Source organism: Leisingera sp. ANG49, from assembly GCF_059694505.1.
Genome location: NZ_JCATZN010000074.1, coordinates 1 through 331 on the forward strand (window position 1 = coordinate 1; position 331 = coordinate 331).

Here is a 331-nt window from a genome sequence, read left to right on the forward strand (position 1 = left end):
GTTGTGCGAGCTGGGCTCCCCATTTTCTCAGCCATGTCGATCTGCCCCGGTTCATCATGACTGTTGCGGCCTGGCACAGCACCCGCCTCAGATTGGCATCCCCCGCCTTTGTGATTCCACCTGATACATCACGTTCGCCGGGCTGGTTGCGTGAAGGCGTCAGACCGGCCCAAGGTCCAACTCTTTTCGAAGCGGAAAAGCGCGCCGGATCGCCCACCGCGGAGCAGAAGGTGAGTGCCACGACAGCCCCAATCCCAGGCATCGTCATCAGGCGGCGGCAAACAGGATCGTCCAGGGCGAGCTGGCGAACGTGCTTTTCGAGGGTGGCAAG

The 331-nt window shown here is 61.9% G+C and carries 1 protein-coding gene; it reads right to left on the reverse strand.

Going from position 1 to position 331, the window contains the following annotated elements; all coding sequences use genetic code 11:
- On the reverse strand, window positions 1-331 hold a 331-nt coding region (locus tag AC58NV_RS23795; RefSeq protein WP_497229334.1), incomplete at both ends, for a transposase.